7 protein-coding genes are annotated in these 8,331 nt (G+C 68.9%); 1 reads left to right on the top strand and 6 read right to left on the bottom strand.

What is annotated here, in order from left to right; all coding sequences use genetic code 11:
• Positions 1–8 precede the first annotated feature (8 nt).
• The 5 genes from alaS to BJG92_RS16575 form a co-directional block, all read right to left on the bottom strand.
• A complete protein-coding gene (gene alaS / locus BJG92_RS16555) occupies positions 9–2,687 on the bottom strand; it encodes an alanine--tRNA ligase (RefSeq protein WP_232085077.1) in 2,679 nt (892 codons plus the stop codon).
• 133 nt (positions 2,688–2,820) lie between these two features.
• Positions 2,821–3,111 (bottom strand): DUF6167 family protein, encoded by a 291-nt coding sequence (locus BJG92_RS16560; protein ID WP_269462098.1) that lies wholly within the window; start codon positions 3,109–3,111, stop codon positions 2,821–2,823.
• A 21-nt stretch (positions 3,112–3,132) separates the two neighbouring features.
• Complete coding sequence (locus tag BJG92_RS16565) at positions 3,133–3,507, bottom strand: DUF948 domain-containing protein (protein WP_232085078.1); 375 nt, start codon at positions 3,505–3,507, stop codon at positions 3,133–3,135.
• Positions 3,508–3,650: 143 nt separating this feature from the next.
• Entirely contained in the window at positions 3,651–4,277 is a 627-nt protein-coding gene (gene rpsD, locus BJG92_RS16570; RefSeq protein ID WP_232085079.1) for a 30S ribosomal protein S4, read from the bottom strand.
• Positions 4,278–4,469: 192 nt separating this feature from the next.
• Complete coding sequence (locus BJG92_RS16575) at positions 4,470–5,912, bottom strand: replication-associated recombination protein A (protein WP_232085080.1); 1,443 nt, start codon at positions 5,910–5,912, stop codon at positions 4,470–4,472.
• Between the two features lie 75 nt (positions 5,913–5,987).
• Between BJG92_RS16575 and BJG92_RS16580 the strand changes: the two genes are divergently transcribed.
• Positions 5,988–6,635 carry an acVLRF1 family peptidyl-tRNA hydrolase gene (locus BJG92_RS16580; RefSeq protein ID WP_232085081.1) on the top strand — a complete coding sequence of 216 codons (648 nt, stop codon included), beginning with the start codon at positions 5,988–5,990 and terminating at the stop codon, positions 6,633–6,635.
• A 619-nt stretch (positions 6,636–7,254) separates the two neighbouring features.
• Here the strand turns inward: BJG92_RS16580 and BJG92_RS16585 are convergent.
• Positions 7,255–8,331 (bottom strand): HNH endonuclease signature motif containing protein (locus BJG92_RS16585; protein WP_232085082.1); only part of this gene is annotated, 1,077 nt, incomplete at its 5' end.

An 8,331-nucleotide genomic window follows, 5' to 3' on the forward strand; every position in this document is an offset into this window, starting at 1 on the left:
ACGTTCCGCTATCGCCGGGTGATGGCGTCCACGACGGCGGCGAGTGCCGCGCCGACGTTGGCGGCCTCCGTGCCGCCGCCCTGGGCGACGTCGTCCTTGCCGCCGCCGCCGCCGCCGAGGATCCCGGCGGCCAGTCGGACCAGGGCGCCGGCCTTGACGCCGGCCGCGCGGGCGGCGTCGTTGGTGGCAATGAGGATAACCGGGCGGTCGTTGCTGACCCCGGCCACCGCGACGGCGGCAGGATCGGAACCGAGGCGGGTCCGCAGGTCCAGCGCCAGGCCACGCAGGTCATCCGCGCCGCTGACCTGGCCGGCGTCGTGCGCGATGACCTTGACGCCGGCGGCGTCCTTTGCGGTGCCCACCAGCTGGGCGGCGGCGGCCGTGAGCTGTTCCTTGCGCAGGCGATCAAGCTCCTTCTCCGCGGTTTTGAGCTTGGCCAGCGTGGTGCCGATCCTGTCCGCAAGGAGGCCGGAGGGAACCTTGAGAATTTCCGTGAGTTCCGTGACGAGCGCCCGTTCGGCGGCGAGGTGCCGGAAGGCATCCATGCCGACGAACGCTTCCACGCGGCGGTTTCCCGAACCCACGGACTGCTCGCCGAGCAGGGACAGGCTGCCGATCAGCGAGGTGTTCTCGACGTGGGTGCCGCCGCAGAGCTCGCGGGACCAGGCGCCGTCGATCTCCACGACGCGGACCTCGTTGCCGTAGTTCTCGCCGAACAGCGCCATGGCGCCGAGCGCCTTGGCTTCGGCGAGCCCCATGACCTTGGTCTCCACCCGGAAGTTGTTGCGGATGGCGATGTTGGAGACTTCCTCGATCTCGGACCGGGTGGCGGCGCTCAGGCCCTCACCCCAGGCGAAGTCGAAGCGCAGGTAGCCGGCCTTGTTGAAGGAGCCGCGCTGCAGGGCCTCCGGGCCGAGGATCTGGTGCAGGGCCGCGTGCACGATGTGCGTGCCGGTGTGGGCCTGCTCCGCGGCATGGCGGCGTTCCCGGTCCACGGCGGCCAGGACCTGTGAGTCTGCTCCGATCTCGCCCTCGCGGACAATGGCACGGTGCACGCTCAGGCCCTTGATGGGCCGCTGCACGTCCAGGACCTCGACGACGAAGCCGTCGCCGGTGATCAGGCCCGTGTCGGCGGCCTGGCCGCCGGCCTCGGCGTAGAACGGGGTCTCTGCCAGCACGAGCTCGACTTCATCGCCCGTCGAGGCCTGGGAGACCTTGCGGCCGCCGGAGAGAATGCCGCGGACCTTCGACTCGCCGGTGAGCTCGGTGTAGCCGGTGAAGACCGTCTCCCCGGCGGACAGCAGTTCCTGGAACGCGCTGAGGTCCGCGTGGGCGCCCTTCTTGCCCTTGGCATCAGCCTGGGCCCGCTGGCGCTGTTCCAGCATGAGGTTGCGGAATTCGGGCTCGTCGACCTTGAGCCCGGCCTCTTCGGCCATTTCGAGCGTGAGGTCGATCGGGAAGCCGTAGGTGTCGTGCAGGGCGAAGGCGTCGGCGCCGGAAAGCGGGCGGCCGGCGGCCTTGGATTCCTTGACCGCGTCCTCGAGGCGGGCGGTGCCGGAGGCGATGGTGCGCAGGAACGCCTTCTCCTCGGCGTACGCGATCCGGCTGATCCGGTCGAAGTCCGTCTCCACGATGGGGTAGACACCCTTCATGGCGTCCCTCGAGGCCGGGAGCAGGTCCGGCAGGCAGGCCTTTTCGACGCCGAGCAGGCGCATGGAACGCACTGCACGGCGGATCAGGCGGCGCAGCACGTAGCCGCGCCCTTCGTTGGAGGGGGTGACGCCGTCGGCGATCAGCATGAGGGAGGACCGGATGTGGTCGGCGACCACACGCATCCGGACGTCGTCGGTGTGGTGCGGGTCCTCGGCAGTCTCCGCGGAGGTGTAGGGCCGGCCGGAGAGGGCCGCGGCCTGGTCGATGACGGGACGGACCTGGTCCGTCTCGTACATGTTCTCGACGTCCTGCAGGATCATCGCGAGGCGTTCCATGCCGAGGCCGGTGTCGATGTTCTTCTTGGGCAGTTCGCCGGTGATGTCGAAGTCCACCTTGGAGCGCACGTTATCGATCTGGTACTGCATGAACACGAGGTTCCAGATCTCCACGTAACGGTTTTCGTCCGCGATCGGGCCGCCCTCGACGCCGTAGGAGGGGCCGCGGTCGTAGTAGATCTCGGAGCAGGGGCCGGCCGGGCCGGGCTGGCCGGTGGACCAGTAGTTGTCCGCCTTGCCCATCCGCTGGATACGCTCGGAGGGCATCCCGGTGTTCTTGAGCCACAGCTGCTCGGCCTCGTCGTCCTCTTCGTAGACAGTGACCCAGAGGCGCTCGGGCGGCAGTCCGTAGCCGCCGTCGTCAACGCCCGTGGTGAGCAGTTCCCAAGCGAACTTGATGGCGTCTTCCTTGAAGTAATCCCCGAAGGAGAAGTTGCCGCACATCTGGAAGAAGGTGCCGTGGCGGGCCGTTTTGCCGACTTCCTCGATGTCACCGGTCCGGATGCACTTCTGCACGCTGGTGGCGCGCTTGTAGGGGGCTTCCTCCCTCGCCGTCAGGTAAGGGATGAAAGGGACCATGCCGGCCACCGTAAACAGCAGGGAGGGGTCGCTGGAGACCAGGGAGGCGGAGGGCACGGCTGTGTGACCCTTGCTGACAAAAAAGTCGATCCAGCGCTTGGTGATCTCCTGCGACTTCATGAGCTGATTACGTACCCTTCAATATTCACTGCGTTTGTGGTTCGCGCGTCTGATCCGCGGAACGCTCTGGTCCCGGCGGTGAGCCGCGCCGGCGGCCCCTGCGGGTGCCGCCTTCATTCTCATTCTCCCCCGGCTAGCGCCGGAGTGCATTCCGGCCGGCAGTGCCGCGGACGTCGGCCTTCACCAGGCCCGCGTCGACGGCGGCGTCGGTGCCGGTGTCCACGCCGAGTGCGGCGCGGAGTTCGGTTTCGCGCTCCTGCATGCCCTCGCGGACGGCGTCGGCGAAGTCGTAGAGGCCGTCGGCGAGCCGTCCCACGGCCCGGTTCAAGCCCTCGGGGCCGAGGTTGGACTGGGCCTGGTTGATCTTGCGGAAGGCGATGACGCCGATGGCGACACCGATGCCCATCCAGATGATTCTGTTCATAGTCAGGTTCTCCAGCTCGGCTTAGCGGCTGCGGCGGCCGGTAGCGGGTTTCTTGCGGGCGGTGAAGGCGGAGCGCACGCCGTAGCTGAACGCGGCGACCTTGATCAACGGCGATCCCACGGTGGCTGCCACCAGCGAGGACAGCGCCGAGATGTTCGCGGAGGCGTCCGAGACGTTGTTGGCGATCCCGTCAACCTTCTTCAGTTGCTCGTTGGTGGTGGAGACCGTGGCCGTGACTTCGTCCATGAGCGGGGTGGCGCCGTCGCTGATGGAGCGGATGGAGGTCCGCACTTCGTCAAACACTCCCCCGAGCTTGAGGATCGGCACGGCGAGCAGCAGGACCAGCAGTGCAAACACTCCGGCCGCGATCAGGCCGGCAATATCGCCACCAGACATAGTCTTCATCTCCTTGTTGCGTCGTATTCCTGCGGCGTTCCCCGGCTCAACAGCCGGCAACCGCAGAACTCCCCCAAGTACCTTACATACAAAGAAGCCCGCGGCGCGTGCCACGGGCTTCTTTGGAGGGTGTTGCTTTGGATCTAGCGTGCGTAGAATTCCACGACGAGCTGCTCTTCGCAGGTCACGGGGACCTCGGAGCGCTTGGGGCGACGGACCAGGCGCGCCTGCAGGGCGTCAAGCTTGACGTCCAGGTAGGCCGGAACGATCGGCAGTACATCGCGGTGCGCACCGGCTGCTGCAACCTGGAACGGAGCCATGGTCTCGCTGCGGCTGTGGACGTGGACCAGCTGGCCCTCGGCGACGCGGAACGAGGGACGGTCAACGCGGATGCCGTCAACCATGATGTGGCGGTGCACAACGAGCTGGCGGGCGGCGGCGATGGTGCGGGCGAAACCGGCGCGCAGCACGAGGGCGTCGAGACGCATTTCGAGCAGTTCGATCAGGTTTTCACCGGTCAGGCCCTTGGTCCGGCGCGCTTCTTCGAAGGCACGGGTCATCTGGGCTTCGCGGATGCCGTACTGGGCGCGCAGACGCTGCTTTTCGCGCAGACGTACGGCGTAGTCGGAGTCCTGCTTCTTGCGGGCACGGCCATGCTCACCGGGGCCGTACGGGCGGCGCTCCATGTACTTGGCGGCCTTGGGGGTCAGAGCGATGCCGAGGGCACGCGAAAGGCGTGCGGTACGGCGAGCACGAGTGTTGTTAGCCACTTGTGTCCTTCCAATATCTGCGGTGTGTCAGTGTTACTGGCCTCCATCATGGAGAGCATCGGCCAACCGCTGCCTTTTGCTACTGGGCACAGCGCCAACACATCAGATGAGCATCGCAACAGCGTGCAATGCTGAAATCAGGTGGATTGTGCGTCCGTGCCTTGCCAGACAACGTACAACCCTACCAGAAGCTCACTTGCCCCGGATGATCCTGCGCAGCCGCTCCAGCCGGGTGGAGATCTCCCGCTCGGCGCCGTTGGCCGTGGGTTCGTAGTAGTTGCGGCCCACGAGGTCGTCCGGCGGGTACTGCTGCGTGGCCACCGAGTGTGGCGCGTCGTGGGCGTATTTGTAACCCTGCCCGTGGCCCAGTTGTTTGGATCCCGGGTAGTGGGCGTCGCGCAGGTGGGCGGGGATGCCGTTGCCGAGGCCGGCGCGGACGTCTGCGACCGCCTGGTTGATCCCCATGTACGCGGCGTTGGATTTGGGTGCGGTGGCGAGGTGGACCACGGCTTCGGCCAGGATGATGCGGCCCTCGGGCATGCCGATCAGCTGCACGGCCTGGGCGGCGGCGACGGCGGTCAGCAGTGCGGTCGGGTCGGCCATCCCCACGTCCTCGGCCGCGGAGATAACGATGCGCCGGGCCACGAACTTCGGGTCCTCTCCCGCCTCTAGCATCCGGGCCAGGTAATGCAGGGCAGCGTCGACGTCGGAACCCCGGATGGATTTGATAAAGGCGCTGGCGACGTCGTAGTGCTGGTCACCGGCCCGGTCGTAGCGCACCGAGGCGACGTCGAGGGCGCGTTCGGTGTGCTTGAGTTCGATCGTCACCGGGCCTGCCTCCGCTTCCCCGGCGATCCCGTCGGCGTCGTCCGCGTCCCCGAACGCGACGCCGGCCGCCGCCTCCAGCGCGGTCAGCGCCCGGCGGGCGTCCCCGCCGGAGAGCCGGACGAGATGGCCCAGGGCCTCGGCGCTGAGGTCCACTTTCCCGCCAAGCCCGCGGGGGTCAGTCGCGGCCCGCAGCAGCAGCCCCTCGACGTCGGCGTCGGTGAGCGGTTTCAGGGTCAGCAGCAGGGACCGTGAAAGCAGCGGGGACACCACGGAGAAGGAGGGGTTCTCGGTGGTTGCGGCAACCAGGACCACCCAGCGGTTCTCGACGCCGGGCAGCAGGGCGTCCTGCTGGGCCTTGTTGAAGCGGTGGATCTCGTCCAGGAACAGCACGGTGGTGGTCTTGAAAAGGTCCCGCGCGGTGAGGGCCTCATCCATGACGCGCCGGACATCCTTGACGCCGGCGGTGATGGCGGAGAGCTCGACGAATTTCCGGCCTGGGCCCTTGGCGATGACGTGTGCCAGCGTGGTCTTGCCGGTCCCGGGAGGCCCCCAGAGGATCAGCGAACTGGGTCCCGCGGGGCCTGTGGCGTCCGTGCCCGCGGCGAGCTGGCGCAGCGGCGAGCCCTGCCCCAGCAGGTGCTGCTGTCCCACCACGTCATCGAGGGTCCGCGGCCGCATTCGGACGGCCAGCGGGCTGCGCGGGGAAGCGGCCCGGCGGGCGGAGCCTGCGTCCGCCGTGTCCTCGGAGTCGCCGTCATCCTCGATTGCGTCGCCGCCGTCCCGCCCTGCGCCAAAGAGATCATCCACATAGATAGGCTACTTCTAGTTCCCGCCCGCATTGTTCCCGCCCGCACCGACAGCCTCACAACGGAGACCCCCGCCATGACAACCCCGGACACCCGTGTGGCGTTCGTCTCCGGCGCGCGGCTGCCGGGCTGGGTGGAGCGGTTCGCGGCGAGCCACGGCGACCTGACCGAGGAGGAGCTCGACGGCGGGCTGCAGCTCAGTGCCGCGGACGGGGCCGTGGCCATGCTCCAGGCGCCGTGGCCGGCGGACGGCCGGCCCGGACGCGGCCCCGACGCCGTCACCCGGCTCGCATCCCTGGCGTCCCAGCCGCGAAGCATCGGGGCCGTACTGGTCCGCCGGGGCGGTTACTCGGTGGCGGTGGTGAGCGGCGGCGTCGTGCTCGCGTCCAAGACCGGCACACGGCATGTCCAGTCCCGGACGGCTGCCGGCGGCTGGTCGCAGCAGCGCTTTGCCCGGCGCCGGGCGAACCAGGCCGATGCGCTGGTGGAGGCCGTGGCGGAGCATGCCGGGCGGATTTTCGCGGAGCACCGGATCGAGTATCTGGCTCCCGGCGGCGACCGGACCCTTGCCGAGCAGGTCCTCGCCGAACCTGTGCTGAAGCAGTACGCGGCACGGCCGAGGCTGGCGTTCCTCGACGTCCCGGATCCGCGCGCCGCGGTCCTGAAGAAGGCCGCCGCGGACCTGTGCGCGGTGCGCATCCTGGTGACGGATCCGCCGGCGTAGATACGGCTACGGCAACCGCCCTGCCTGCCCCTGTCACGGGCGGTCGAACTGCACTCGCTAGACCGTCTGGCGTGAGACGCCGAGTTCACCTGCCACGGTGACGGCGCTGTAGTCCTCGAGAAGCTCGGCAACGGCTCCCGACCGGATGCCGGATGCCGGATGCCCACGAATTCAAATGCGCGGCGAGCACGCTGACCTCAGCCGCTAGCAGGGCAGCGGCCAGAGTCCCCCCGAAGGGCTCGGCCCAGCCAGAGCTTCGCTGGCGCGCCGCCTGGTACAGCGCGTCTCCCCCATCGGACAGGGCCTCCCGCACCTGGGCCGCTCCGACTCCTGCTGCGGTGAAACGCGATGCGGCAGCGTCCCGCGCCCCGTCGTCTGCCGCGCGGTGGGACAGCACAGACCTCCACTCGGCGTCGCTTGCCCCGCCCGCCACTTTGTCACCCCGGGGATTACGTGTCATGAAACCAGCGTGGGGGCGACGCACACAATTCGTCGACCCCGGGGCGACAGGTGGGTCGGGTGAGCGCATTTCCCGGACAACTGCACGAGATCAACTGCACGAGATCAACTGCACGAGATTCGTTGGACTGCCGCAGAGGAACGGCCTGCAACCAGCCGATCACGCATATTGGTGCGTGATGTCTTCCGGAGAGGCGTCGCAGAAGCGCGCTGACAGGCGTGGGTCGTCTGGTTCTGCGGCCGGCCATGGGTACCCGGCGGTGAAGTGGTGCCAGTCCGGGAAGGGGTCCGGGGGCAGTTCCAGTCCGGGATCCGGGCCCGGATCCTCCGCAGTCAGGACGTGGTCCGGCCAGTGGGGTGGCTCCCAGTCCTGGTGCTCGCTGGAGTAGGCCCGGCCGGACGGTGAAATCCATCCCGGCGGGCTGTCTTTGCTGGCTCCGGTGGGTGTCCAGGCGGAGCCGTGTTTCAGGCGGTGGTGTTTGGGGCAGGGCTGGCCGAGGTTGGCGATCCCGGTGGTTCCGCCGTCGGCCCAGGCCAGGAGGTGGTCGGCCTCGTTGTCCAGGGAGGGGTTGTTGCAGCCGGGGAACGGGCATTTGCCGTCGCGGAGCCGGAGCCATTGCCGCTGGGGCTTCGTCAGGCGGTAGCTGGTCCGGCCGATTTCCAGCGGCGCGCCGTCCCGTGGGTCGGTCAGGACGCGGTAGAAGGAGTCCGCGCCGTCGGCGATCAGGCGTCGGGCCATCGACGGCGGAATCGGCCCGAACCCGTCCAGGGTCGCCGGTTCATCACTGACGCCCAGCAGGGACATTACGGGGACGGTGATCAGGACCTGCGCCCGCGGCGACGGCACACCCCCGGCCGGGCCAGCCATTCCGGTTCCGCCGCTGGCCAACCCGCCAGCGATCCCGCCCGGGGTCCCCGTCCCGCCGCCGGCCAACCTGCCAGCGATCCCGCCCGAAGTTCCAGTGCCGGTACCGGCGGCCCCGTTGCCGGTCAGGAGCAAGGTCGCGGCGATGTCGGCGCGGAGTTGGGTCAGGGTCCGGGCCTCGTCCGGGCCCTGCAGTGCCCGGGCCGCGGCGGTGGTCCGTTCCCAGATCCCCGCCGCGGTGTCGGCCGGGAGGTAGGCGTTGAGCCAGGCCATGCCGTCCCGGTCAGGGACGAACTCGACCCGCCGGTCCGCGGCGGACTTGGTGTGGCGTGTCTCGATGCTGGCCGGGTGGTGGCGTTCCCGCCAGGTGCG

It is taken from the genome of Arthrobacter sp. SO5 (genome assembly GCF_020532805.1).
GTDB lineage: Bacteria > Actinomycetota > Actinomycetes > Actinomycetales > Micrococcaceae > Arthrobacter.